General features: G+C 41.6%; 25 protein-coding genes, 26 tRNA genes and 2 pseudogenes. 37 read left to right on the plus strand and 16 right to left on the minus strand.

The features are described from left to right. Nucleotides 1-2: 2 nt before the first annotated feature. Nucleotides 3-203 carry a hypothetical protein gene (locus tag H6G28_RS31405; protein WP_190676813.1) on the minus strand — a complete coding sequence of 67 codons (201 nt, stop codon included), beginning with the start codon at nt 201-203 and terminating at the stop codon, nt 3-5. 8 nt (nt 204-211) lie between these two features. Beyond that, nucleotides 212-616 (minus strand): DUF4112 domain-containing protein, encoded by a 405-nt coding sequence (locus H6G28_RS31410; RefSeq protein WP_190676815.1) that lies wholly within the window; start codon nt 614-616, stop codon nt 212-214. Between the two features lie 161 nt (nt 617-777). Between H6G28_RS31410 and H6G28_RS31415 the strand changes: the two genes are divergently transcribed. Beyond that, nucleotides 778-1,188, plus strand: a complete 411-nt coding sequence (locus H6G28_RS31415; protein ID WP_190676817.1) for a nuclease A inhibitor family protein — start codon at nt 778-780, stop codon at nt 1,186-1,188. Nucleotides 1,189-1,193: 5 nt separating this feature from the next. Here the strand turns inward: H6G28_RS31415 and H6G28_RS31420 are convergent, their stop codons facing one another. Continuing rightward, entirely contained in the window at nt 1,194-2,093 is a 900-nt protein-coding gene (locus tag H6G28_RS31420; protein WP_190676855.1) for a DNA/RNA non-specific endonuclease, read from the minus strand. Between the two features lie 97 nt (nt 2,094-2,190). After that, on the minus strand, nt 2,191-2,667 hold the full coding sequence (locus H6G28_RS31425) for a hypothetical protein (protein ID WP_242054697.1): 477 nt from the start codon (nt 2,665-2,667) through the stop codon (nt 2,191-2,193). A gap of 953 nt (nt 2,668-3,620) precedes the next feature. On the opposite strand from H6G28_RS31425, the pseudogene H6G28_RS31430 reads away from it, so the two are divergent. From H6G28_RS31430 to H6G28_RS31560, 27 genes and pseudogenes are all read left to right on the plus strand, one after another. Next, a pseudogene (locus tag H6G28_RS31430) lies at nt 3,621-3,785 on the plus strand (HNH endonuclease); the annotation flags it as partial. 263 nt (nt 3,786-4,048) lie between these two features. After that, nucleotides 4,049-4,124, plus strand: a tRNA-Asp gene (locus tag H6G28_RS31435). A 6-nt stretch (nt 4,125-4,130) separates the two neighbouring features. Next, a tRNA-Glu gene (locus H6G28_RS31440) sits at nt 4,131-4,207 on the plus strand. A gap of 5 nt (nt 4,208-4,212) precedes the next feature. Next, nucleotides 4,213-4,287 (plus strand) — tRNA-Cys (locus H6G28_RS31445). A gap of 5 nt (nt 4,288-4,292) precedes the next feature. Then, nucleotides 4,293-4,367: transfer RNA gene (locus H6G28_RS31450), tRNA-Ile, on the plus strand. Between the two features lie 3 nt (nt 4,368-4,370). Then, nucleotides 4,371-4,441: transfer RNA gene (locus H6G28_RS31455), tRNA-Trp, on the plus strand. Nucleotides 4,442-4,466: 25 nt separating this feature from the next. After that, nucleotides 4,467-4,534 (plus strand) — tRNA-Lys (locus tag H6G28_RS31460). A gap of 34 nt (nt 4,535-4,568) precedes the next feature. Further along, nucleotides 4,569-4,642 (plus strand) — tRNA-Glu (locus tag H6G28_RS31465). Nucleotides 4,643-4,824: 182 nt separating this feature from the next. After that, nucleotides 4,825-4,898: transfer RNA gene (locus tag H6G28_RS31470), tRNA-Arg, on the plus strand. Nucleotides 4,899-4,904: 6 nt separating this feature from the next. Next, nucleotides 4,905-4,978: transfer RNA gene (locus H6G28_RS31475), tRNA-Phe, on the plus strand. Nucleotides 4,979-4,987: 9 nt separating this feature from the next. Beyond that, nucleotides 4,988-5,062, plus strand: a tRNA-Asn gene (locus tag H6G28_RS31480). A gap of 5 nt (nt 5,063-5,067) precedes the next feature. Beyond that, nucleotides 5,068-5,141: transfer RNA gene (locus tag H6G28_RS31485), tRNA-Gln, on the plus strand. Nucleotides 5,142-5,146: 5 nt separating this feature from the next. After that, nucleotides 5,147-5,221: transfer RNA gene (locus H6G28_RS31490), tRNA-Leu, on the plus strand. A gap of 4 nt (nt 5,222-5,225) precedes the next feature. Continuing rightward, nucleotides 5,226-5,302: transfer RNA gene (locus tag H6G28_RS31495), tRNA-Pro, on the plus strand. Nucleotides 5,303-5,305: 3 nt separating this feature from the next. Continuing rightward, nucleotides 5,306-5,402, plus strand: a tRNA-Leu gene (locus tag H6G28_RS31500). A 7-nt stretch (nt 5,403-5,409) separates the two neighbouring features. Beyond that, nucleotides 5,410-5,484, plus strand: a tRNA-Lys gene (locus tag H6G28_RS31505). Between the two features lie 9 nt (nt 5,485-5,493). After that, nucleotides 5,494-5,566, plus strand: a tRNA-Lys gene (locus H6G28_RS31510). A 4-nt stretch (nt 5,567-5,570) separates the two neighbouring features. Further along, nucleotides 5,571-5,644 (plus strand) — tRNA-Leu (locus tag H6G28_RS31515). A gap of 12 nt (nt 5,645-5,656) precedes the next feature. After that, nucleotides 5,657-5,733 (plus strand) — tRNA-Met (locus tag H6G28_RS31520). 8 nt (nt 5,734-5,741) lie between these two features. Continuing rightward, nucleotides 5,742-5,815 (plus strand) — tRNA-Thr (locus tag H6G28_RS31525). 124 nt (nt 5,816-5,939) lie between these two features. Next, nucleotides 5,940-6,012: transfer RNA gene (locus H6G28_RS31530), tRNA-OTHER, on the plus strand. A 5-nt stretch (nt 6,013-6,017) separates the two neighbouring features. After that, nucleotides 6,018-6,093: transfer RNA gene (locus tag H6G28_RS31535), tRNA-Val, on the plus strand. 6 nt (nt 6,094-6,099) lie between these two features. Beyond that, nucleotides 6,100-6,173, plus strand: a tRNA-Arg gene (locus tag H6G28_RS31540). Between the two features lie 5 nt (nt 6,174-6,178). Next, a tRNA-Ala gene (locus H6G28_RS31545) sits at nt 6,179-6,255 on the plus strand. 5 nt (nt 6,256-6,260) lie between these two features. Beyond that, nucleotides 6,261-6,335 (plus strand) — tRNA-Ala (locus H6G28_RS31550). Nucleotides 6,336-6,340: 5 nt separating this feature from the next. Beyond that, a tRNA-His gene (locus tag H6G28_RS31555) sits at nt 6,341-6,414 on the plus strand. 7 nt (nt 6,415-6,421) lie between these two features. Beyond that, nucleotides 6,422-6,504: transfer RNA gene (locus H6G28_RS31560), tRNA-Ser, on the plus strand. 287 nt (nt 6,505-6,791) lie between these two features. On the opposite strand, the gene H6G28_RS31565 is transcribed toward H6G28_RS31560, so the two are convergent. Then, on the minus strand, nt 6,792-6,983 hold the full coding sequence (locus H6G28_RS31565; protein WP_190676820.1) for a hypothetical protein: 192 nt from the start codon (nt 6,981-6,983) through the stop codon (nt 6,792-6,794). Nucleotides 6,984-7,082: 99 nt separating this feature from the next. Here H6G28_RS31565 and arfB point away from each other — a divergent pair, with 99 nt between their 5' ends. Both arfB and H6G28_RS31575 read left to right on the plus strand, forming a co-directional pair. Then, nucleotides 7,083-7,496: an alternative ribosome rescue aminoacyl-tRNA hydrolase ArfB gene (arfB, locus tag H6G28_RS31570; RefSeq protein ID WP_190676823.1), complete on the plus strand. Its 414-nt coding sequence runs from the start codon at nt 7,083-7,085 to the stop codon at nt 7,494-7,496. Between the two features lie 220 nt (nt 7,497-7,716). Continuing rightward, the gene (locus H6G28_RS31575) at nt 7,717-7,965 is read left to right on the plus strand and encodes a hypothetical protein (RefSeq protein WP_190676825.1); all 249 of its coding nucleotides are present in this window, start codon (nt 7,717-7,719) and stop codon (nt 7,963-7,965) included. A 475-nt stretch (nt 7,966-8,440) separates the two neighbouring features. Here H6G28_RS31575 and H6G28_RS37530 read toward each other — a convergent pair whose 3' ends face one another. Continuing rightward, nucleotides 8,441-8,563, minus strand: a complete 123-nt coding sequence (locus H6G28_RS37530) for a hypothetical protein (protein ID WP_277883270.1) — start codon at nt 8,561-8,563, stop codon at nt 8,441-8,443. Nucleotides 8,564-8,626: 63 nt separating this feature from the next. Between H6G28_RS37530 and H6G28_RS31580 the strand changes: the two genes are divergently transcribed. Next, entirely contained in the window at nt 8,627-8,833 is a 207-nt protein-coding gene (locus tag H6G28_RS31580) for a hypothetical protein (protein WP_190676826.1), read from the plus strand. Nucleotides 8,834-9,012: 179 nt separating this feature from the next. Here H6G28_RS31580 and H6G28_RS31585 read toward each other — a convergent pair whose 3' ends face one another. Further along, complete coding sequence (locus tag H6G28_RS31585) at nt 9,013-9,771, minus strand: DUF559 domain-containing protein (protein ID WP_190676828.1); 759 nt, start codon at nt 9,769-9,771, stop codon at nt 9,013-9,015. A 311-nt stretch (nt 9,772-10,082) separates the two neighbouring features. Next, nucleotides 10,083-11,132, minus strand: a complete 1,050-nt coding sequence (locus tag H6G28_RS31590; protein ID WP_190676830.1) for a tyrosine-type recombinase/integrase — start codon at nt 11,130-11,132, stop codon at nt 10,083-10,085. 636 nt (nt 11,133-11,768) lie between these two features. Here H6G28_RS31590 and H6G28_RS31595 point away from each other — a divergent pair. Next, nucleotides 11,769-12,767 carry an L-lactate dehydrogenase gene (locus tag H6G28_RS31595; RefSeq protein WP_190676832.1) on the plus strand — a complete coding sequence of 333 codons (999 nt, stop codon included), beginning with the start codon at nt 11,769-11,771 and terminating at the stop codon, nt 12,765-12,767. 24 nt (nt 12,768-12,791) lie between these two features. Here the strand turns inward: H6G28_RS31595 and H6G28_RS37980 are convergent, their stop codons facing one another. After that, entirely contained in the window at nt 12,792-14,696 is a 1,905-nt protein-coding gene (locus H6G28_RS37980) for a pentapeptide repeat-containing protein (protein WP_190676834.1), read from the minus strand. A gap of 168 nt (nt 14,697-14,864) precedes the next feature. Here H6G28_RS37980 and H6G28_RS31605 point away from each other — a divergent pair, with 168 nt between their 5' ends. After that, nucleotides 14,865-15,149, plus strand: coding sequence for a TRADD-N-associated membrane domain-containing protein (locus H6G28_RS31605; protein WP_190676836.1), 285 nt, complete (start codon nt 14,865-14,867; stop codon nt 15,147-15,149). Nucleotides 15,150-15,182: 33 nt separating this feature from the next. Here H6G28_RS31605 and H6G28_RS31610 read toward each other — a convergent pair whose 3' ends face one another. Next, on the minus strand, nt 15,183-15,497 hold the full coding sequence (locus H6G28_RS31610; RefSeq protein ID WP_199332982.1) for a reverse transcriptase domain-containing protein: 315 nt from the start codon (nt 15,495-15,497) through the stop codon (nt 15,183-15,185). Between the two features lie 5 nt (nt 15,498-15,502). On the opposite strand from H6G28_RS31610, the gene H6G28_RS31615 reads away from it, so the two are divergent. After that, nucleotides 15,503-15,697: an HNH endonuclease gene (locus H6G28_RS31615; RefSeq protein ID WP_242054698.1), complete on the plus strand. Its 195-nt coding sequence runs from the start codon at nt 15,503-15,505 to the stop codon at nt 15,695-15,697. 566 nt (nt 15,698-16,263) lie between these two features. Here H6G28_RS31615 and H6G28_RS31620 read toward each other — a convergent pair. Continuing rightward, on the minus strand, nt 16,264-16,464 hold the full coding sequence (locus tag H6G28_RS31620; protein ID WP_190676840.1) for a hypothetical protein: 201 nt from the start codon (nt 16,462-16,464) through the stop codon (nt 16,264-16,266). A 91-nt stretch (nt 16,465-16,555) separates the two neighbouring features. Here H6G28_RS31620 and H6G28_RS31625 point away from each other — a divergent pair. Together H6G28_RS31625 and H6G28_RS31630 are read left to right on the plus strand one after the other, a co-directional pair. Continuing rightward, a pseudogene (locus H6G28_RS31625) lies at nt 16,556-17,008 on the plus strand (ATP-binding domain-containing protein); the annotation flags it as partial. A gap of 156 nt (nt 17,009-17,164) precedes the next feature. Next, nucleotides 17,165-17,890 carry a nuclease-related domain-containing protein gene (locus tag H6G28_RS31630; RefSeq protein ID WP_242054699.1) on the plus strand — a complete coding sequence of 242 codons (726 nt, stop codon included), beginning with the start codon at nt 17,165-17,167 and terminating at the stop codon, nt 17,888-17,890. Here H6G28_RS31630 and H6G28_RS36490 read toward each other — a convergent pair. The 5 genes from H6G28_RS36490 to H6G28_RS31655 form a co-directional block, all read right to left on the minus strand. Next, nucleotides 17,872-18,255: a hypothetical protein gene (locus tag H6G28_RS36490; protein ID WP_199332984.1), complete on the minus strand. Its 384-nt coding sequence runs from the start codon at nt 18,253-18,255 to the stop codon at nt 17,872-17,874. The genes H6G28_RS31630 and H6G28_RS36490 overlap by 19 nt on opposite strands. A gap of 261 nt (nt 18,256-18,516) precedes the next feature. Beyond that, nucleotides 18,517-19,461 carry a ParB/RepB/Spo0J family partition protein gene (locus H6G28_RS31640; RefSeq protein ID WP_190676844.1) on the minus strand — a complete coding sequence of 315 codons (945 nt, stop codon included), beginning with the start codon at nt 19,459-19,461 and terminating at the stop codon, nt 18,517-18,519. Next, a complete protein-coding gene (locus tag H6G28_RS31645) occupies nt 19,461-20,213 on the minus strand; it encodes a ParA family protein (protein WP_190676847.1) in 753 nt (250 codons plus the stop codon). Before H6G28_RS31645 ends, H6G28_RS31640 begins: the two co-directional genes overlap by 1 nt. Nucleotides 20,214-20,254: 41 nt before the next feature. Next, complete coding sequence (locus tag H6G28_RS31650; RefSeq protein ID WP_190676850.1) at nt 20,255-20,896, minus strand: hypothetical protein; 642 nt, start codon at nt 20,894-20,896, stop codon at nt 20,255-20,257. A gap of 61 nt (nt 20,897-20,957) precedes the next feature. Further along, a complete protein-coding gene (locus tag H6G28_RS31655) occupies nt 20,958-21,278 on the minus strand; it encodes a hypothetical protein (protein WP_190676851.1) in 321 nt (106 codons plus the stop codon). A 404-nt stretch (nt 21,279-21,682) separates the two neighbouring features. Between H6G28_RS31655 and H6G28_RS31660 the strand changes: the two genes are divergently transcribed. Continuing rightward, nucleotides 21,683-22,117 (plus strand): hypothetical protein, encoded by a 435-nt coding sequence (locus H6G28_RS31660; protein ID WP_397330345.1) that lies wholly within the window; start codon nt 21,683-21,685, stop codon nt 22,115-22,117. Nucleotides 22,118-22,220 lie beyond the last annotated feature (103 nt).

Below are 22,220 nucleotides of genomic sequence, written 5' to 3' on the forward strand. Positions count from 1 at the left end.
GACTATTGAGGAGCCTTTGGAGTTTGGGTTGGCGGATGTTTAATCTCTCCCTCGCTGTAACCCAGGTCATACATACTCGCCGCTTGAGCATCTTGTTCTGGTGGCACTTTGGGTTTTCCAGCCCAGGCATCAGATTTACCTAAGTTAAACCAATCTTCATCAGTCATTTCAGAGCCATGTGTGTTCTTTGTTGTTTTGTTCATCAATGCACTTAAACTTGACTAACTTGTTTTTTGTAAAGTTCATCCGATACTTCTTGAAGTTCTGGTTCAACTTCTGTCAAATGTTTCTCTAAAATTGCTAAATTGCGAATGTTAGACTTGTAGAAAGCGTCAAACAAATCTCCCACTAAAGGCACAGTACCAACGACTGTTTCTAAACCCACATTAAAAATCATTTTGGCTAAATCTTGGCGTGATATACCAAAGCGGGTAGCTAAAAATATAATGTAAGCTGAAAACGCTGTACTGATTAAATCACCACCACCTGGAATTAAACCAATAATTGGGTCTATTCCAATACGAAAACTGGTTAAAGGAATGCGTATTGATGTATCCATCAAACGACTGATTCGGCGGATGCGATTTAGAGTAGCAAGGCGTTTAGCAGCGTCCATAATTTACGATATTTACACTACTTTAAAATTGCACCATTTTTTATTATTTGTCTTGTACCGTTAGAAATAATTAAGTCTAAATAAAAATTCTGGTGTCTGACCAAAATGCAGATAAAGAAGCAATACACTTTATACTTGATTGAATCACTCTATTATGGTTTATGACTAAAACCAAAACCAACTCAGAAATTTTAGAACAGCTAAAACGAGCATCAGACGGCTTGCTGTTTATGAGCGAGTCTGATTACTCATTCTCAGTATTCTTGTGGGAAATTACTCCTACTGCCACACCAGAGAAAATCTCACAACAAACTAACCATCCAATAGACACACCCGTTAAAATCGTGGGGGTTGATGATTTTTTTGGTGTAGCAACAACAGAAGAAGATTGGCACGATGAAGAAGAGAAGAAAACTGTCAAACGATTTCAATCTCTTGTGCAGACACTCAAAGACAACCTGAGCAATTTGCAAGTGTATCGTCTCGGTGAGATAGAGATTGATGTTTATGTTGTTGGTGAAACTCCAACGGGTAATTTAGCTGGAATTTCTACCAAAGTTGTAGAAACTTGAGTTGTTTATAAATTATCTATCTTGCTTTCAATAACTTCTTGAATATTTGGCGAAACGTTAGAGATAAAGTCATAGCCTGTAAGCTTTTCTAATTCATCAACACTCACTTTATACGCTCTCCAATCATTATTTATTTGCTCATCATTAGGAATATTTACTGCAATTACACGAGTATTAGCAGTAATACCATTAAGCCCAGCGCCGGGAGTGTCTAAGACCACAACAATCTTCCAAGTAGATTTAGGAATTGTCACTTTACCCTTGAGGGGTTGACCTTGACTACCACTAGGGCCAGCGACAATATAAAGTTCTTTACCTTGGCTTACCAATTCTCGACAATAGTCTTCTAAATTGCCCCAAGTGTTACGGTTATTGTCAGGTGTTTGGGGCATCATGTTTGTCATTAAAAAAGTGGCCGCATTATCTTCTGTTGTCTTGGTACGGTCTGCTGAAGGTGCAATATGCCCCCGGTCGTAACCTGAGCCAGAGTACATACTTGGGGTAACTCTCTCCCAACCAGCAGGCAATGTGTTATCTGGACGGAAATTATTTTGCCTGTCTGCATCTCCCAACCATGACTTATTTAACTGCCAAGCTACCCAGTTGGCAGTACCTTTGCTTCGGTTGTAGGAAAGTGCATATTGATTTTTTGCTATTAAATAATTATTTGGAGTAACGACAGTTGCACTAGCACCACTGGGATTGCCCAACAAAAGGTGGGGGCTGATTGAGGGTTGAGTAGGTGCAGTGACTTTGGGTGTCGCCTGTAATGGTTTTTCTATTGTCGGTGTTGGTGACTGAGTTGGAGTTGGTAATAAGGTTTGACTTGGTGCTGGCGAACATCCCAACAGAGCAATTAACCCAGTGGCAATAGTTAAAGCCTGAAAATGACTGATTAAGCGCATAAATTTTAGATAGTATTGCATATTCAATTAATCATCATTTTTGACGGTATTTTCAGATTTTGACTACAGCGATCGCATCCCTACCCGCATCTGTAAACTAACTCACAGGATGATATAGTCCTGTACTTTCGTTAAATTCCCAGCCTAACCCTCCTCTATCCTTGCCCTTGCACCATGCCACAAAAAGCGGTGGTGGTAGATTAACTCGCTGCTCACGTATAGTTTGTGCATTTACATTAAGTCTGGTAGCTAAATTTTCTTCCGTTAGCGGTTGAAGACGGGGAGTAAGCCCAGGATAGTATGAATTATTCTTGTATGAGTTATTGCGCCGTTTTGGTTGATTATTGAGATGATTTTGAATCTTCAGAATCGCCTCAGTTAGCTGTGTCATTCGGGCTGTTATCTCTTCAATTTTTTGTTCTAAAGAGTCCAGACGTTTATCTTCATCTTCATTACCAGCAATTGCATCAAGGTCATCAATGGAACCATCTAGGTATAGCTCAATAAATCGGGTGAGCGTGGCTGTTGCTGTTGTGCCTTTTTCCTGGCAACGAGCGATAAACTTCTCCCACATCTTTTGGTCACAGTTAAAAGATGCCAGCTTCTTTGTTTTCCCTGTATTGCTCATATCTAGGTAATGTCTAGGTAAAACTGGATTGTCCGCGGCCGAGTGAGCGCGTCATCTATCTTGATAATTACCTTGACAGTATCATGATGAGCGTACAAAGTAGGCGATGGCGTACTCGCCCGCCGCAGGCATCGCCATTAATGAACTACATACATATTCAAAATCCAAATGTTACACCTATTCATAAAAAACGGGACGTTGCTTGACCCCAAATCCCTCAAGAGCAGTCCCCGCACATCCACTTAAGCCTTAGAATAAAATAAAAGCTTCCTGAAACTGCACTTAAAACTGTACAAGGTGATAGCGCAGCCGCTTCGGATAATCCAGAGTTTGAAGAAACTCAACCTGAATAAACTAATTAGTTCCGCAAACATCGCCTTAAACCAAAAACCCAGTCGTGATAACTGGGCTTAAGTGGGGTAATTTTCCCCCGGCTATTTATAGAAGTTATTTATAAGTTGCTTTACTAATAAGGACTACACCGCCTAGCTTAACTATTTCGGAAAATTCGTTGCCGAACTATATCCTCTAACACTGGTAGTGGACAGATATATATTACAGTTGTAGTATATAGATATTCCTTAAAATTACAGATACTACAAAAAATTGATGAGCCGCAGATTCCCTTCTTTCTCAAAAGTGCATTGCAAACCTGCCAGGGGTTCAGGCAGAGCAATTGTGCTGTTTGCCTTTGAGAGAGCATATCGGTTGATTAGTGGTAAATCTGCAAGTGTTGGCCAAGAGCGAGCTTTAGCCTGTTGGCTGAATCCGGATCAACTTATCCCTAGCGGGAGGTGCAAGTGTTTTCTAGCACCGATATAGGTCAAAAAGTATCAACTATCTGACCCCCGCACTGATGGACAGAGGCGGGGGTTATTTTTTTAGGAGTGAATCAACTTATGGAAGCTCAACCACCTTTTGGGCAGCCACATATACTACAAAATTCAGTTGTAGTGTTTTCCAAAAACTACTTACCACTAGCACGTATCAACATCAAACGAGCGATCGCACTATTAATAACAGGTCAAGCAGAATCGTTGAATTTTGGTACTACAAAGCAGTTCACCCAGCAGTTGCATTTGCCGAACAATTCTGGAACGCACAACGCCTGACTGAAACTGAGTAATTTACTCAAACCCAATCACAGAGGGCAATACAGCCATTAAGCAACCCTTACCCTCTCAGTTCTCAAAAAAGTTTGTAGTACGCCCTTGACACTCTGTAATACGTTATGTAGTATAAATGTAGTAAAGCACTACAGCCCCTCAAAAAGGCATAGAGCAAACACCTCAGAACCTTGAAAACTTCATAGATTGCCACCCAACGTGGGGGTGTAGCTTAGTCCGGTTTAAAGCAGTCGCCTGTCGAGCGAAAGAACGTGGGTTCAAATCCCATCATCCCCGCCTTGTAGCCTTGTGGACGAATAGACAAGTCGCTGTGCCTCTCAAGCACGGAGAAGCGGGTGCAACTCCCGTCGAGGCTTCCAAATGTGTCCGAGTAGCCAAGTGGGAAGGCGTTGGTCTGCAAAACCAACCATCGTGGGTTCAATCCCCACCTCGGACTCCAAACGTTGCAGCGTCACCTAACGGCAAGGTACTCGGCTCATAACCGAGGATATGCGGGTTCAACTCCCGTCGCTGCTACCAAATGCACAGATGGTGTAACGGCAGCACCAGGGTCTCCAAAACCTTTGGTCAGGGTTCAAATCCTTGTCTGTGCGTTGCTGTGTCCTAACCGAAAAAGCTTACATACTCGCCTAATGGTAAGGCAACTGTCTCTTAAACAGTCTATGCAGGTTCGATTCCTGTTTATGAATCAACAGCTTTTTCAACTTACATGGCATACATGGTGCTGTAGGCAAATTGGTAAAGCCACCTGTCTTTCAAGCAGGAGAATGCGGGTTCAAGTCCCGTCAGCACTGCCTTATGGGTCGGCTCACCTATTGGCGTGGGTAACTGTCTGTAAAACAGCCGCGTTCGCGTTACTGGTTCAATTCCAGCCCGGCCTACCAAAAATGGAGAGTAAATCGATCAGGCGATCGGCGCTGTTTGCTAAACAGATGGGATTGCATCTGTGGTTCGAGTCCACTGCTCTCCGCCTTATGAGAACGTGGTGTAACTGGATAACACATCAGTCTACGAAACTGAAAAGTGAAGGTTCAAGTCCTTCCGTTCTCGCCTTATCTCCTAGTAGCTCAGTTGGTAGTAGCGTCTGTCTGAAGAACAGAAGGTCGTCAGTTCGATTCTGACCTGGGGGACTGGCACATTGCCTCATAGCTCAATGGCAGAGCGACGCGCTGTTAACGCGGGGGTTGTAGGTTCAAATCCTACTGGGGCAGCCATTTATTGGGAAGTAGGCAAATAGGCAAAGCCGTCGCACTTTGAATGCGAAGTTTGAAGGTTCGATTCCTTCCTTCCCAGCTTATACTCCTGTAGCCCAATTGGAAGAGGCGGCTGTCTCAAAAACAGTTTGTGTGTGGGTTCAAATCCCACCGGGAGTACTAACGGGATGTGGCGCAACTTGGTAGCGCGGCAGCTTTGGGAGCTGAAGGTTGTAGGTTCAAATCCTACCATTCCGACCATTTGCCCTTGTGACGAAACTGGCAAACGTGCTGGTCTTAGAAACCAGATTTTGTGTGTACCCTTCGGGAACGCTAACGCGAACGACTCCCACCAAGGGTACTAACTTGGGTCGTTGGCAGAGCAGATATGCAGCCGCCTTTTAAGCGGACTTATCCAGGTTCAACCCCTGGGCGACCCACCAAGCAAAAATGGGCTGTTAGCTCAGTTGGCAGAGCAGCTGCCTCTTAAGCAGAAGTGCGTAGGTTCAAGCCCTACACAGCCCACCTTGCCCCTGTGATGCAACTGGAAGACATGACCTGCTTAAAACGGGTTTGTTGCAGGTTCAAGTCCTGTCAGGGGTATTTGGTGACATCGCGGGGATGGAGTAACAGTTGGCTCGTCAGCCTCATAAGCTGAAAATTAGTAGGTGCAATTCCTACCCCCGTCACCAAAATTAGTGCTGGTGTAGCTCAATCTGGCAGAGCAACTGACTTGTAATCAGTAGGTTGCAGGTTCAATTCCTGTCACCAGCTTGACTAATGCGATCGTGGTGTAAAGGCAGCATCAGAGTCTTCCAAACTCACGGTACGAGTACTCTTCGAGAACGCTGCGCGAACGAGTCTCGTCGATCGCTCTGAACCTTATAGGTTCTTCAATGCGGGTGTGATGTAGTGGCTAGCATCTGAGTGCGCCACACGAGAGCTTATGGGTTCGAGTCCCATCACTCGCTTTCATAGCCCTGTAACTCAGTGGGGAGAGTGCCTCTCTTACAAAGAGGAAGTCGCGGGTTCAATCCCTGCCGGGGCTACCAAATATTGGGAGTGTAGCTCAATGGAATAGAGCATCGAGCTTCTACCTCGAAGGTTGTGGGTTCAAGTCCTACCACTCTCGCCTATGGGTCTGTAGCTTAATCGGTAAAGCTTCTAACTGGCCGTTAGAAAGTTGTCGGTTCGATTCCGACCAGTATCCACCAAATATGGGGTCATAGCTCAAGTGGCGCTTTGCGCCTGTCTTGCACATAGGAGGTTAGGGGTTCAAATCCCCTTGATTCCATGATGGTGTCTGAAGTCAAAGTGGTCGAGACGCTGGTTTGTGGAACCAGTTATAACGGGTTCAAGCCCCGTCAGACACCCCTTAAAGGAAGATGCCGCTAAATGGTCGGCAACTGGTCTTGAAAACCAGGGTACAGGTAACTGTAGGGGTTCGATTCCTCCATCTTCCGCCTTCCACCTGAAGCCGAAAAGTGAGGCACTGTGCTGATAACACAGTGGAAGGAGGGGCAGTACCCTGACAGGTGTAGGTATTTTACAAACGTGGCTGAAATGGGGTTTTTCCGTTAGTTGAAAACTCAAATTTTAGTCTTTGATTTTTTACCTAAGAACGAAATTTCGTTATTTGAACCACGTTGAGAACTCTGTTTGAGAGTGTCCACTCATGCCCACATCAAAAACCTACACCTGTCAGGGGGCAGTACCTCCCTGGTGGACTTAGAGCAGTAGACACGCAACGTTAATTACCCTGTCCAATCCACTCACGCCCTGCTTTCTCCGCAGCTTCGGGCGTATAGTAAAGTTTGCGCTCACCAAAAACTGCACCACCAGAACTAATCAACCGAAATTGCCAGCAATCGGCCTCTGTATAGAATACCAACAGAGTAACGTTATGAATGCCAACAACTAGATGAATTTTGGTGGTAGTCATTAGTGGTAGCTCAAACTCTACCCTTGTTTTATCAAACTCTCCTCAAAGGAGAAGTAATCGGTGAACAGGCGATCGCACCGGGTAAGCTATATATAAGTTATGCTGCAAATTAAGAATAAAATCATCATCCCCGATAGCGAACTCGAAATTAGCGCGATTCGTTCTCAAGGGGCAGGGGGTCAAAACGTCAATAAAGTTGCTACAGCCATTCACTTGCGCTTCGACATTAAAGCTTCATCACTACCCGCTTTCTATAAACAGCAACTTCTCAAGCTAAACGACCGACGCATTACCCAAGAAGGAGTTATTGTCATCAAGGCTCAAGAACACCGTAGCCAAGAACAAAATCGGGAAGAAGCTTTGCAACGACTCAAACAACTCATACTCAGCGCAGTCGTATTGCCCGAAATACGCAAACCAACCAAACCAACTCGCAGTTCTCAAAAAAAACGTCTTGACAGTAAAACTAAGCGTAGTCAAATTAAGTCAATGAGAAGGCAGATAATTGATTAAAATCTGATGCTGCTAGAAAAAAGTGCTGAGGGCGATCGCCTTTCTTTTTCCTCTAAGAAATTGCAGATGTCCGGTGATCGCCGGACATCTTGATTAACTCATCCTACTTCTGTTGATTTGGGGGAAGTTGATAAGCCCCTTTTTCAAACTGGTACTCAATACTCAGCCCTTTTAAGTAGAAGCTCACCCGGTTGCAGCCAGATAGTAGGGCAGCACCGATATGAGCGATCGCTTGGGTTCGGTGGCTGATCGCCAGTTAAGCAAGGCAGGTTATGAGCCGTGCAACATTTTGGCTAATGCCAGCAACAGGGAAATCGTTGCAGCAATAGCCCCCAATATTGGTTGCCAAAACCTACATAGTTGTCGAAGCCTCCAAAGAAAACCTTTTTGGCGCTTTGGTTTATTATTAAGTTGTGATTTTTTCCTTTTTATGTACATCTCAGTATCCTTATATACTGTAGTTGTTTGAATTGGCTGGCTTGGTGGCCTCGGAAACTGCCAAGTCAGCTTTAAATAGTGATGTAGCAATGTTGAGCCTTGATTTAGTAGGCAAAAATGAATACCTCCTTCTGACTTCTGACCTAAGTTGCCCATCTAAGCTAGTGTGTTGTGGGTTTTTGTAGTATCACCACCTCCTGCAATAACTTTGTCAACTACAACAACTGAGTTCTTTCCACTCGTATAGGAATATCACCAGCACTCACCGCACTTAGTAACTCTGTCAACCTATAGCTATAGCTGTTATTCCCAGAGTTCAAAGATAGAGTTCCCTTGCACTAAACTCTCAAAGACATTGCCTAGCATTTCTGGATCTATGTCTAATTACCCCAAACAAAAGCGATCGCAGCTGTAAAACATCTTAAACACCTATTTAACAGGTTGAGTAACTTATCTTTACTGATAACTCCGTGCAAATTTCTCACTGTTTTGTGTAACAGGTTTAGTCAGCACTCTATCAGCCCCGCCCTAGTCCGACGGCTATAAGTCCAGAAAAATACAGGATTTGCGGCTAGTGCGGTTTCAGGAAATGTACCACCTTGGCGTTTTCTTTCAAGCTCTCGAACCATAATCAAGTCTTGTTGCTTTTAAACAGATTACGACTATACGCCAAGTAGGTTGAGGATAAAAGATTGCAAAATTTTCCACTTTGCGCTAAGTCTGTAGCTGTACGAATTGCAACGAAACTTAGAGCGATCGCACCCATCACCCATAAAGCTATCTGGCGGATTCTGCCAGATGGAATAAAACTTATTAGCTTAAAGGAGCGTTCGCATTCATCATTGGTTATTTATCCGGCAGTGTACAAACCTTCTTTTTTAGCTGAAGGTCAAAACTAATCTTCCCAAATTCTCATAAATTCTTTCTATCATTCCCACTCCTTTTAGAGTAATTGGATTGCACATTGCAGCTATGCGTGGGATGGAAAGATGGGGAGTGTAGAGCAAGCATTCGCTGAGTATCAAGTACTGTATGTATTAGCTGTGTTTATAGACAATGAACTAAAGGCTACAAGTCATTAATTAAATAGCTCTAAAAACTCTTTAACAACTGCTGAGGCGTTTTCATAGCATTGTTCTGCTGAAAATCTAACAGTAGAAATACCTTGTCTTAAAAATACCCTATCTCTTTTACAGTCCCATTGTCTATGAAATGTATTATTGTGATGTACTCCGTCAACTTCAAGAATCATGCACTTTTGATTGTGAAATACTAAAAAATCTACCTCGGCTTTTTCTCTCTGTTTATTATCATGATTACTAATAGGTAAGCCGTTTAAACCCATAAAACCATTTACATTAGCAAAAAACATAATATTTAAACTAGATAGAGCTTTGGCTATCCTTATTTCTGCTTCAGACCGAAATATTAATCCATTCCATAAAAGTTTTTCTTTGACTACGTTATTTTCAATTTTAGTTTTCACTAAATGCTCTTGGATTTTAATATTGCTGATTATTCTTTTCTTTTCAACATCATCATAATAAATAAACCACCAATATCTTGTACTTTTTCCGTCTCGCTGATCTGCAAAAGCTAGATGTAAATGTTGGGTAATTTCAAAGTAAAATCCTGTTTGTTGTCTTGCATCTAACCACTTTTGAACTAGCTTTCTATCTGTAAAATTATAAATATGTAAAAGAAAAGTAATTAAAGAATCAGTCCTAACTTCTACATAATAAGGCAACTGCGGAGCTACTGAAACTATAGAATTCTCAGAATTGTTGTGTTCTTTACCCTGTGGATTAAAAACAGTTTTAACGGGAGCTTGCACCATACAATCAAATAATAATTTATTTGGTTGTAGCTATATTTATCTGATTAATGCAATAGAGAAAATACATAAAAACAATCTAGAATACTACTTCGATAACTCAGCAGGCAGTACAGAGCTTAAGTAGCATACTAAGTTTTAACTTGATGTCAAAATCTAATCATACAAGAAATCAATTTTTTATGGTTGTGGGAATTCAGTTCTAGTCGATATGAAGCAGCATTTATAGCTAAACTTAATGATTATGAAGCTGAAGCCCTTGGAACTTAGACCTGGATTAAATTTGCTGTTAAATTTATTGGCTCTTCCAAAGCTTAATCACCAATCAAATCTGCCAATAAATTTGTCATCTCTTCCTGACCTTGTTTGCGATTGTCGTCGTACACGATTAATACATCCAGCTTGACATGACGACTGGCTTTTTGCGTCTTCCTCACATCTCCTTGAGTTACTTCCAAAAGTGTTGTAACGCTGCTATGGCGGATGCGGTGTGGTGACATGAGTTTTTTCACATCAGCTTCATCAAAATAATTGACAACAATTTTGCGGATGCCGTCTCCAGTAAGGCGATGCCCCCGGCTACGATTGTCAAGGGAGATAAATAGAGGTGAAGAAACGGTGATATTACCCCGGACTTGCAACCAATCACAGATAGCATTGATTGTTGCTGCGGACAGTTTCACCCATTCATCGTTCGTGCCTTGTCCTTTCCCCAAAATCCGCAATCTGCCAGAGTGTGGCTCGAAGTCTTTAATATTTAATTGACTCACTTCATTACGCCGGAGTAAATTTTCCCACAACAGCCGCAACAGTGCGTAATCTCTTTTTCCTTGAACTGTTGAGCGGTCAATCAGCTGGATAACAGCACTCATGGTTTGGGCATCTACCCCAGTGGTATCGCGGTAGGCTTTTACCTTCTCCAACTCCACATCTTCGAGCGAATAGCTGCACACACCTAACTTGCGGGCAAACTTCACCAAAGATTTAATGCTGCTCAAGCGACGGTTAACTGTTGCTTCCTTTAAACCAGCAGCAAATAGCTTTGCTCTATATTTCAATACCACCGCCACCGCCCGCTTCTCGTTCAGGTGCAAAAACTCCAAAACGCTATCGACATTTGGCTCAATACCTGTCATCGCCACGAAAAATTTCCGCAAATCTTTTTGGTATTCACGCCGCGTGCTGGCGGCGCGGATATTGGCAAGCATCAAAGCAATGACATCCTGTTCGTCAGGAGTTGGCGCAAAATAACGCTCAATTGGGGCTTCAAAAGATTTTTTTAATACCTCCACCGCGTCATTAAATCCAGCGTCATCGCTTGCTGTATTGAATGCACGGTTATGGGGATAGGAAGTATCAGACATAGCATTGAGCGCGAAAAAGGTAATTTTCGATATCAACACTATTCTCCCCCTTTTTGTCCTCCTAGACCCACTTTGGGACTATAAAATTTCTGTTATGCCTTCAACTTAATTATGTAACTAAATATACTATAAAATGTTTTGCTTCTTTTATGAAGTGACCAGGAGTTGGGCAACCGGAGGGGGCCAGTTATTACCCGAATTTCTCACGTATGGGTAGTGGGTGTGGGGAGTGTGGGGGGAAAGATTTCTTCACCATCCTCCTACCCTTCCCACACCCCTGGATTTCTCTCTTGTGAGAAATCCAGGATTACATAAATCACAGTCAGCGTAGCTGTTGCCGTTGTGGCTTTTTCTCAACAACGAGCGATAAACTGCTCCCACATCTTTTGGTTAGAGTAATGCGATCTCATGAATGTGAATAGGTGAATACGCAATTAAGTCAATATACCTAAGTACCGCGATTGCTTCTAACGTCCGCAACGCCTGCGAACGCACCTGTCCCAGATTCCATTTGGTTTCATAAGTGGCTTTGGTTACAGCTTTTTAGTACAAAAACAAGATGTTAAAAGAATTTGAGCAGAGATTATTATCAAACATACAGATGGTGATTACATAGGTTATAGGTTAATTATTTGTATGTTTTTTGAAAACTTATTTACATCCTCACCACAAGAGAAATTTATTCCGCCTATCATACGCCAACCGCGTAAAGGAGTAATTGTTGGTGCAGGTCAGGTAGGGATGGCTTGTGCTTATTCGCTGCTGATCCAAAATCTCTTAGATGAAATAGTAATTGTTGATATCAATCAGCACAAATTAGAAGGGGAAGTTATGGATTTACAACATGGACTCTCCTTTGTTGAACCAACATTAATCAGGGCAGGAACTTTAGCGGATGGTGAGAATGCAGATATTGTCATTATTACTGCTGGAGCCAAGCAGAAGCTAGGAGAAACTCGTTTAGATTTAGTAAACAGAAATGTAGAAATTTTTCAAAGCCTAATTCCAGAAGTTGTGAGATTTTGTTCAACAGCAATTTTGCTGATTGTTACCAATCCAGTGGACATCATGACTTATGTCTGTCTCAAAATTTCTGGGTTGCCTAGTTCTAGTGTAATTGGCTCAGGAACAGTCTTAGATACTGCGCGTTTTCGCTATTTGTTATCCCAAAAGTTTCAACTTGATCCGCGTAGTTTACACGCTTATATTATTGGGGAACACGGTGATAGTGAAGTTCCGGTTTGGAGCAAGGTAAATATATCTGGAATGCACCTTCTAGATGAACCCTGGGAAGAAGGCAGACAGATAGATCCGCAATTACAAAGTATTTTTGCACAAGTGAAGAATGCTGCTTACGAGATTATCCAGCGTAAAGGAGCAACTTCCTATGCAATTGGTTTGGCAGTAGCCCAAATTACACAGTCAATTTTACGTAATCAAAACCGAGTTTTAACGGTCAGCAGCCTCATTAATGATATTCATGGTATTCAAGATGTGTGTTTGAGTTTACCTGCGGTAGTTAACCGTCAGGGAGTTACGAGGGTTTTGAACCTCTCACTGAATCAAAGCGAATTACAGCAGTTACAACACTCCAGTCAAATTCTCCGCCAGACTATTGAACAGTTGAATATTTAAAAGAGTGATAGCTAGCTGCTTTTTTCACCAAAAGCCATGAGGAAATAAGGCTCCGAATTTTCTTAATCTACTTTCATCACCTGGACAAAGACCTCGATTCCAAGCAAATTTGGCTCCCTTTACATTTGCATTACCAGATATTAGGCTTTGTCGAGCCAAAGTCAAATCAGATCCTCTAAGGTCAGCTCTTCTAAGGTCAGATCCTCTAAGGTTAGCCTCAGTCAAGTCAGCCCGATGGAGATTGGCTTGACTGAGGTTAGCCAATCTAAAGTAACATTTTCTAAGGTTAGCATTACTCAGATCAGCCCTACTTAAGTTAGTACCACTCAGGTCTGCGCTACTTAAGTCAGCATCACTCAGGATAGCTCCACTCAAGTTAGCTCCTCTAATTTGAGCATTACTCAAATCTGCACTACTGAGTTCAGCATAGCTGAGATTGGCTTTAGAAAGTTTAACTCCTATTAGATTAGTTCTAGTCAGGTTAGCTTCTCTAAGGTCTGTATTACTTAAGTCAGCATAGTTCAAGTTAGCTCGCTCCAGGTTAGCTCCTCTAAGTTTAGCCCTACTCAGGTTAGCTTCTCTAAGGTTAGCCTCAGTCAGGTTAACTAAATTTATGTTAGCCTGACTCAGATTAGCCATAAACAAATCAGCCCCACTCAAATTAACTAAACTAAGGTCGGCTAAGTTAAAATTAGTGCTTATCAGGTTAGCTTCGCTTAGGTTTGCTTGTGTCAGTTTAACCCGACTCAAGTTGGTACGGCATAGATTAGCCCGACTTAGGTTAGCTCTACTGAAATCAGCTACTGTTGTGTATACCTTTCTCTGGTATAAAATTCCTCGATTAGTTCCTTTAATAGCTCCACAGCAAGCATCTATTAGTCCCAGAAATAAATTTGTCAGATTCAGAAGTAACTGTCCCAATGTCAAGTTGGTCTTAGTGAGGTAAGCACCTCTGAGATCAGCTCCATACAAATTAGTTTCAGTTAAGTCGGCACCACTCAAGTCGGCACCACTCAAGTCGACACCACTCAAGTCGGCACCACTCAAGTCGGCACCACTCAAGTCGACACCACTCAAGTCGGCACCACTCAAGTCGGCACCACTCAAGTCGGCACCACTCAAGTCGGCACCACTCAAGTCGGCACCACTCAAGTCGGCACCACTCAAGTCGGCACCACTCAAGTCGGCATCACTCAGGTCGGCACTACTCAACTTTCGACCTTTAACTGCTTGACTAACAATCTCCTGTACTAAACGCCATTTCTCATCAGACTCGGTACTTTCGTCATTATCTGAACTTTCGCTTGAAACTTTGATTTTGATATCTTTAACAGGGAAACCACTAATTGTTGTTAGTTCTCCTGAGTCGATGAGATGTTTAAGCTGTTCGATGTCCTTTTGAGAACCTTGTATAAATAATTTGATGCTGCCTTTTTTGATATCAGTAATTTTTATAGTATGTCCTGAATATTCCCGTAAACACAATTTAAGAGCTACTAATAAATCATTATTAATTGAATTTATATCGCCTTCTAATACGATAACTGCTTTAATTGTTTTATTATCTTTATCTATTACACTCAATTGACGGCGAATTATTTGCACTGGCTCCTCCCCCTCATTAATATCAGGGCTACTGCAAATATTTTTTACTAGTCCATTAGATTGTTCTTTTTCCGGTAATTCTGCAATCTCTGTCCAATCCAATAACTTCAGTTCATCACATATTTTTTTAAAAGAATCAAACTGAATCGGCTGGCGCTGAAAAAATTTTGTAATCGTGCTACGAGATAAAAATATAGACTCTGCAAACTTTTCTTTTGAGCCAATTCCTAGCCTTTTCAAAGCTTTATTAGCTCTCTCTAAACCTTTTATAGAGGCTATATGAGTTATTTTATCCTTTGTTTTGGTTAGGCTAGATTCCGTCATAGTTTAGTTTATTTTCATTTATCAAAAAATATTTATACAGTCACAACTAGAGCATAGAGTAATCATAGAACAGTCACAAATTAGTTACAACAAAATCATTGTGTAGTCAGTATTGCAAGGGTTTGGCTCCACATTAGAAGTGTGAAGTTCACATGCTCTGCAAAATCCATGAATAACAAGCCAACTCCTAACTCTCACTCAATAATAGAATTAAGCATTGCTCAAGAACGCTTGAGACAAGCCCGTTACAGTTTCAATCTTGCATTAACAGCAACTGCATTGTCTGCCTCTATTAGTCTTGTAGGTGCTGGACTTCTGCTTTTAGGAAAAGTTAGAGAAGGAACAGTTATGGCTGCTGGTGGAATGGCTGCAAGTGTCCGATGTGTTCAGCTTGCCAAGGACACTAATGACAGGCTCGACAAGATTTTAGCTGAGTTAGATGATGAAACTTAAATAGGGTAGCCACACTTTTATCAACTCTAACCTTTACATAATCGTTAACAGCAGTGTACGTGCTACACGGGTCTTTTCTGGTTTCAGTTCTAAGCCAATACCTTTGAGCCAACTTCTGATGATTTCCTCACACCGATTAATGACCGCTCGTGATTCGTGTAAAACTATGAAATCGTCCGCATACCTAATGAAGGTGGGTTGGCAGATTTTATAGCCGAATTTGGTTTTTGACCCTCTTACTTTCCCACTTTTATTGGCAGGAAATTCTTGATTAATAAGGTCTTCTAAACCATGTAAAGCAATGTTAGCTAATAATGGCGAAAGCGCCCGTGAGCCATTGTTGAGCAAGTTTGTTGCCCAGCATTGGCTCTCACAATCCTTATCATAAAATCCCTCGCCATCAAGGGGGTCAAGATACTTACGCCAATCTTCAATTAGTACATTATTATTGCCATCAACAAATTCATTCTTCTCAAAAGAAAAGTATTCTCAAAGAAGAATACCGCTTTGGTAGCTTTATGGCTTGCTTGAGCCGTGTGCATTTATAAGACGCAAGCACGGTTCTTAGGGGGGAAAGGGATAGTAATATCCCTGCCCTACCCGACACTTTCAAGATATATCATCAATAACTGCCTAATAAAATTTTATGTATCATTGAGTTAAATCTATATTTTAGCTTGATCTCTTCAAACCATAAAAGATTCAGATGCTACCAAAACGCCATTATCAAACCTAAGCAGAATAATCGTTTTCAGTCTTAATTTCTGAATGTGCAGACATCTCAGCTTAACGCCTGATACTCATTAATTTGAATTAAGAAGTCTTGATGAACCCAGTGAATGAGAGTAATAGAGCGACAGCGAGCATCAAGAAACACATTAATGGAATCCAAATTCCAATTAATGAATTTACAGAAAATAAACCTTTTATTCCTCTTTTATTCGTTCTAATAGCAATCTCCTTTAGAAAATGTCCTTCGTGGTCGTAGCACATCTTTAAGACGACATCTAACTTCACATAAATACGATAAACCGTTGCCCACATTAACAAGCAAAGAGCTAGACCGAAAGATAAAAGCAATATAAGTTTTGATTGCGAGTTAGCAGAGGCAGAACTACCGAGGATTAAAACAAAGATTACTAGAAAAAAGTTGAACCGTTGATTGAGAAGGTTCTCTAAATATACGCGCTCCTGGTTGATGTCCCAAACTACTGGACGTTGCCAAGAAGTCAAATCCTGCGGCTTCACCATATTGTGTAACTCTAGCTGTAGTTTGAATAAATACTATCTTTTGCACACAGTTTTCTAACATCATTGCAGATAAAAAATTTAGCTATGAGTATTTGAGTATTTACTCAAATGAGCTTTTACTCAAATTATCAAAGCATCTATTCTGCGTAATAGCAAGCCCCGAAAAAATAGAAATCACCAGGGGAGGGACTATTTTTAGAACTGGCGATCGCATTATCCAACTCACCAACGATTATCAACGGGAAGTGTTTAACGGTGATGTAGGATTTATTACCACAATAGATACTGAGGAACAGGAAGTCATCGTACAGTATCAAGAGCGCGATGTTACTTATGATTATGCTGACATGAATGAGCTTGCTTTAGCCTGGAGCGTGAGTATACACAAAAGCCAGGGTTCAGAATATCCAGTAGTGATTTTGCCCTTGTACACGCAACATTACATGATGTTGACTCGGAATTTACTTTATACGGGTCTGAGTCGTGCTGAGAAGCTGGCGATTATTATTGGCAGCAACAAGGCAATCAGTATGTGCGTTCGTTCTACAAAGTCCCAGGAGCGATATACCAGATTGCAGCAGAGGTTAATTCAAGCAGCCTTACAATAATTGCGCTCCAACTCTTGATAATCTAACTACACCTGAAGAGAAACAGCAGATCGCCCTTTGCTTCTGGGAATCATAAAAATGACAGTTACAGACCTAATGGATAGGTAAACACTGTCTGGTAATTATCTAAACATTACTAAAATTTTTATGAAAGTTATGCAACAATCACCTGCACTAAGGGCAGCATTCCAACAACAAATAAATGCCAAAAAATCTACCAAACACCAAGAAATTCATGGAAAATTAGGTAATGGTTTTTTGAGTGGTTTGGGGTCATTTATGTATGAGTTTAACCAAGCCACAAACAAAGTCAAAGGTAATATAGGGGAATGGGGAGTTTCCTTAATTTTGCAATCATTTCCAGATACATGGGTGATATTTAATAATGCGTTAATTCCCACTAATTCAGGCTCTTTAACAGAGATAGACCACCTAATCATCGGTAATGGTGGCATTTTTTTAGTAGAAGTCAAAACCTGGAAAGGGTCATTTAGTGCGTATAAAGACAAATGGAAACGACGGGAAGGTAATAACTGGGTAGCAGTTTCTAATAGTCCGACTTCTCAAAGTATGTACCATCAGAAAATGTTTAATCAATGGATTACCTCTTTAATGCCTAACCTTCCTGATGAGTTGGTTGCTGCCCCAGTAGTCTTTCCTGTTGCTCAATGGATAGGAGCTAAAGAATGCTCAGTTCCAGTTTTACAAGGTGTTTCCGCACTGCTACAAATGATTGCCAGTTCTCCTACTTGTTTAACCACAACACAAGTACAAGCAATCGCCGAAGCCGTTGTCCTCCTTGAACTTCCTGTAAAAATTACACCTGTTCCTAAACCAATGCCCAAGCCTAAACCTGTTAAGCGTCAAAATCCTACAAGTTGAATTTTATAGAAATCACCTAAAGGTTTTTCAGCAATGGTTTTGGAGAGATTGCAACCAAGATTAAGGAGGAAGTAATGCCATTTTTTGACAACAGTAAATTCAAACTGATACAGATGTAATACTTCCAGAACATCTGCTGGGGAAGAGAGCAATGGTAGGCGGCTTGTCCCAAAGCTTGACGCATTGAATTTACCAATGCCAGCCAAGAGAAATTCAAACTGATACAGATGTAATACTTTCAGAACATCTGCTGGGGAAGAGAGCAATGACAGGCGGCTTGTCCCAAAGCTTGACACATTGAATTTACCAATGCCAGCCAAGAGGAATTCAATCTGTTGGAGTTGACGGTAAACGTTTACCGTCAACCCCAAATCACGTTTTTTAGCATAGGATTGGCTAATTGTTGATGCAATACGGTTCGGATAAGAAACTTACTTGTGTAGGCAAGCAAGGGTGCAGGGGTGAAAGGGGGAACGAAGGTACGCTCTCCCCTGCACCTGAAGCTCCTCCGCCCCCCTGCTCACCTCAACAGATACATTTGTTAACCGAACCGTATTGATTGTTGATGTACATTTCTTTGGTCTATCCACCGCCAAGTAGCATTAAGGAATCAAGACTACCAATAATTAGTTATTCGACATCTCGGATTCGTCGAGCAGCTTTTCTAAGTCATTCAACAGCCGCTCGAACTTCTTGCGTTTTTTATCGTCCTTCCACAACTTTGTTTGTTGTAAACGCTTGCCTATTTCTGTATAACGTTTGCTCAATACCTTTTCTGGTGTCGCGGCTGCTGGTGTAGTCTGGGCTGATTCCAGTTGCTTGATTAATTCCTTAATTTGAGTTAACGACAGATTTTGAGTAATTGCTGAAGATAGGAGATCAGCACGCTGTTGCTGGTCTTTGACTCGTGCTATGGTTCTTGCCTTAGTAAATTCAAGCTGACCCTGACGCAACACTTCCATGACATCTGCGGGCAAAGAGAGCAATGGCAGGCGGCTTGTCCGAAAGCTTTCTGCATTAAACTTACCAATGCCAACCAAGATAAATTCAATCTGTTCGAGTTGACGGGAAACGTTTCCCGTCAACTCCAAATTACGTTTTTTTGCATTGGCAGCAACGTTTAGAATTGATTTGACATCTTCAATGCTGACATCTAAATCTATTGCCAAAAGTTCCAGTATGGCTTCAACTTCTTCTACTGGGTTTAAGTCTTCGCGCTGTAAGTTTTCAAGTAAAGCGACTTGCAGAGCTTGTTTATCAGTCAGTTCCTTACTCACAATTGGGACTTCAGCCAATCCAATCTCTTTTGCTGCCCTCAGTCGCCTTTCCCCTGCAATTAATTCATATTCTCCATTGTCGAGCGGACGGACTAACAAGGGTTCTAAAATCCCGTGTTCTCGTACCGACTGAACAAGTTGTGACATTTTTTCGGGGTCAAACCAACGGCGTGGTTGTTTGGCAACTCGAATTTTGTCGATAGAAACAGTAGTAATTGGAGATGCGTCCACATCCATAGTTAATAAATCTTCAACGCCGCGCATCTTGGGGACTTCCAGGCGTTTTTTTGACATTACAACTTCTCCATTCCTTGAGCAATCTTCTTTAAAACTGTAATTGCTGGATGTTTTGGGGCATAAACTGCTAGAGGTTGACGGCTCATTGCCGCATCAGCAAATGCAGTGGCGCGAGGAATTGCCGGATATACTTTAGCTAGAGGTGATAATTGTTGTTCTAAAGCTTCCAGGATAACTTTATCTTGATTAGCGTTGCTATAAAGTGTAGGAACTATCCCTGCGATCGCTAACCGAGGATTAACGTGTTTTCGCACCTGTTTAATTGTATCAAGCAGCAATTCCGTGCCTTTGAAAGCTTTGAAGTGTGTCTGGATAGGAATTAAAACATGAGTCCCTGCTGTCAGACCTAAAATGCTCAAGACTCCCAAGGATGGCGGACAGTCGATGAGGATGAAATCATATTGATTGCATATAGGTTCTAAAGCTTGCTTGAGCCGAATCTCCCGCGCCATTACACTAGCTAGTTGTAGTTCCACCGCACTCAGAGAAATATTGGCAGGCAATAAATCCATACCATGCAAATCACGATGAATTGGTAATGGCGTTTCTTCATTGAGAATCGCATCACCAACAATTTGTTCAAGTTCGTGTGGTTCTAAACCCATAAAAGTTGTCAGACTTCCTTGTGGGTCTAGGTCGATGAGCAGCGTTTTATGTTTTTTCAAGTGCAGGTGGTAGCCGAGGTTCATAGTGAGGCTGGTTTTCATGACTCCGCCGGCTTGGTTGAAGACGGTGATGACTTTAGTCACTGGTGTAATCTGAGCTTTTTATTTTGCCTTTACAGCATAGTTTATGTTGAGATCATCAATTTGGGAAACTTCTGGATCAGATTTTGTCCAAAATAATATTGACACCAAAACTCAGCCACTTCCAGCAGCATAGGAACGGAGTCGGGAATCAAACCTGTCCCGTATTCAGGTTGATAGCCTTCGATGAATTCCCTAGCTAATTTATAAGCATAGTAGGGAAAATCTTGTTCAACAAAACAGCGTATAGCATAATCTAGTTTGAGCAGTTCACCACTGTTAACAAAACGTACAGTAGCCCAGGGGACATGACGATAATCGTCTCCTTGCAACTCATCGATTTGTCTTAACATCTGACGAAGGAATTGCTTTCCCTCAAGAGTGGGAGTTTCCAAGTAACATTCCATCTGACCAATAGCATCAGTAATCAGATTTTTGTACTTCTCCCATTCTTCAGGACTCTTGTGGCTAGTACAGTCAGCATCGTTTATTTGCTGCTGAACCTGTTTTGAAAGGTAGAGAGCAAATTGCTCTGCGGCAATTTCATCATGACAAAGGCTTTTAATGCTAGTCAATCGTGTGATAGGTAGTGCTAATCTAAAATTTTCGGTGCGAAGTTCTTTAGCTGTTTCAACCCACTTTTTAATTTTGGTGGCGTATGCTGCCTGATAACTTTTCTCTTGCATAGGGGTAAAGCAGTTTACTTCTACAACGTTGTGGCAAATGAAAGTTCTTGATTCCTGTAGCTCATTGCTGCTGGTGTTGGCGTAATTGCTCTATAATGTAGGCCTCTAGTTCTTGCCTTTCTCGGCTGCTAGCTTTTCGTTGGTAATTTCTACCTGTTTCTTGAATAAACTTACGTTTTTCACTTTGAGAAGAATTCAGTTTAGTTCCCCCTGCTTTTAAGCTTTTCTGTAGTTCCTCCCACGTTTTTTCACCCACAGTTTCACCCAGTTTTATCAGTGCTTGAGGTAGTAATTTCTTAGCCTCTGTTTGAAAATCATCTTCTGTCTCTAGAGAGGTGAAATCTACATTGCTGAGGTCGATATTGATTTCAAATTTACTCATGGAATTATATTTGCTCTATTTACGACTGATGCAAGAGATACACCCTACAGTCTAAGAAGACTGACTGTTACATCTGAAAGATAAATTCCCAAGAAGTAGTAGGAGATTATCTGACTAGAGTCAACACCCTGTCAGCCAAGATTGTTACCTTCAGTGACATCATGTTTGATTCTGCACGAATCACTAAAGTTTTCGCTCATCAGCGAACTTCATCTTAATATTTTGAGAGCATGATTAACCATAGTGGGTGGTACATCGCCGTGAAAATCGACCGTCACAGCAAGATAAAGGTGTTTACCAATCTAATGGGAGCAACCAACCCGTTGTTGTCCTGCTACCACCAAAAAGTCATCGAGCAGGAGCATTCACTTGAATTATACAATGATTACCTGAAATAAATTTTTATGACTCAATCTCACCCTGCATTGCCCCAACCCCAGCTAGAAAAAGCTGGTATTACCTTTGAACAGTATGTAGAATTTACCCCAGAAAAGCTGGAACTGAGAAACGGATATCTCGGCTATGGCTCCCAAGACCAACTGGGGTTTCACTTGGCTGTTCTCACCAACATGGGGTTATTATCAGCAGTTCGGCATACAGGCTTGTCATTGTGGCTACAAGCCCTTGACTGTTGCATACTGGAAAAACTAGCAACTGTCAACGCTGACCCAGAAGTAGCCCAAGCAATATTAAATCGATTTAATCAGGCTACGGTTCTACTAGCATTGAACCCTCGTAGTTTTAGTACTTTAAATATTAGATCCAAGAGGAAATTTACAGTTGAATCCAGTAGTGGTACAAAAAGAATTATTCGTTGCAAAGCCATTAGCAAGGATTAGATAATGGCGGATGACTACATCGAAGTTGCTGGAATTATCTTACGTCTTGTTTGTTTCTTTCGCCTTTTTAGAAACTTACTCAGAGGTGTTCGATGGATTTAGT

It is taken from the genome of Nostoc sp. FACHB-190 (assembly GCF_014696905.1).
Classification (GTDB): domain Bacteria; phylum Cyanobacteriota; class Cyanobacteriia; order Cyanobacteriales; family Nostocaceae; genus Nostoc_B.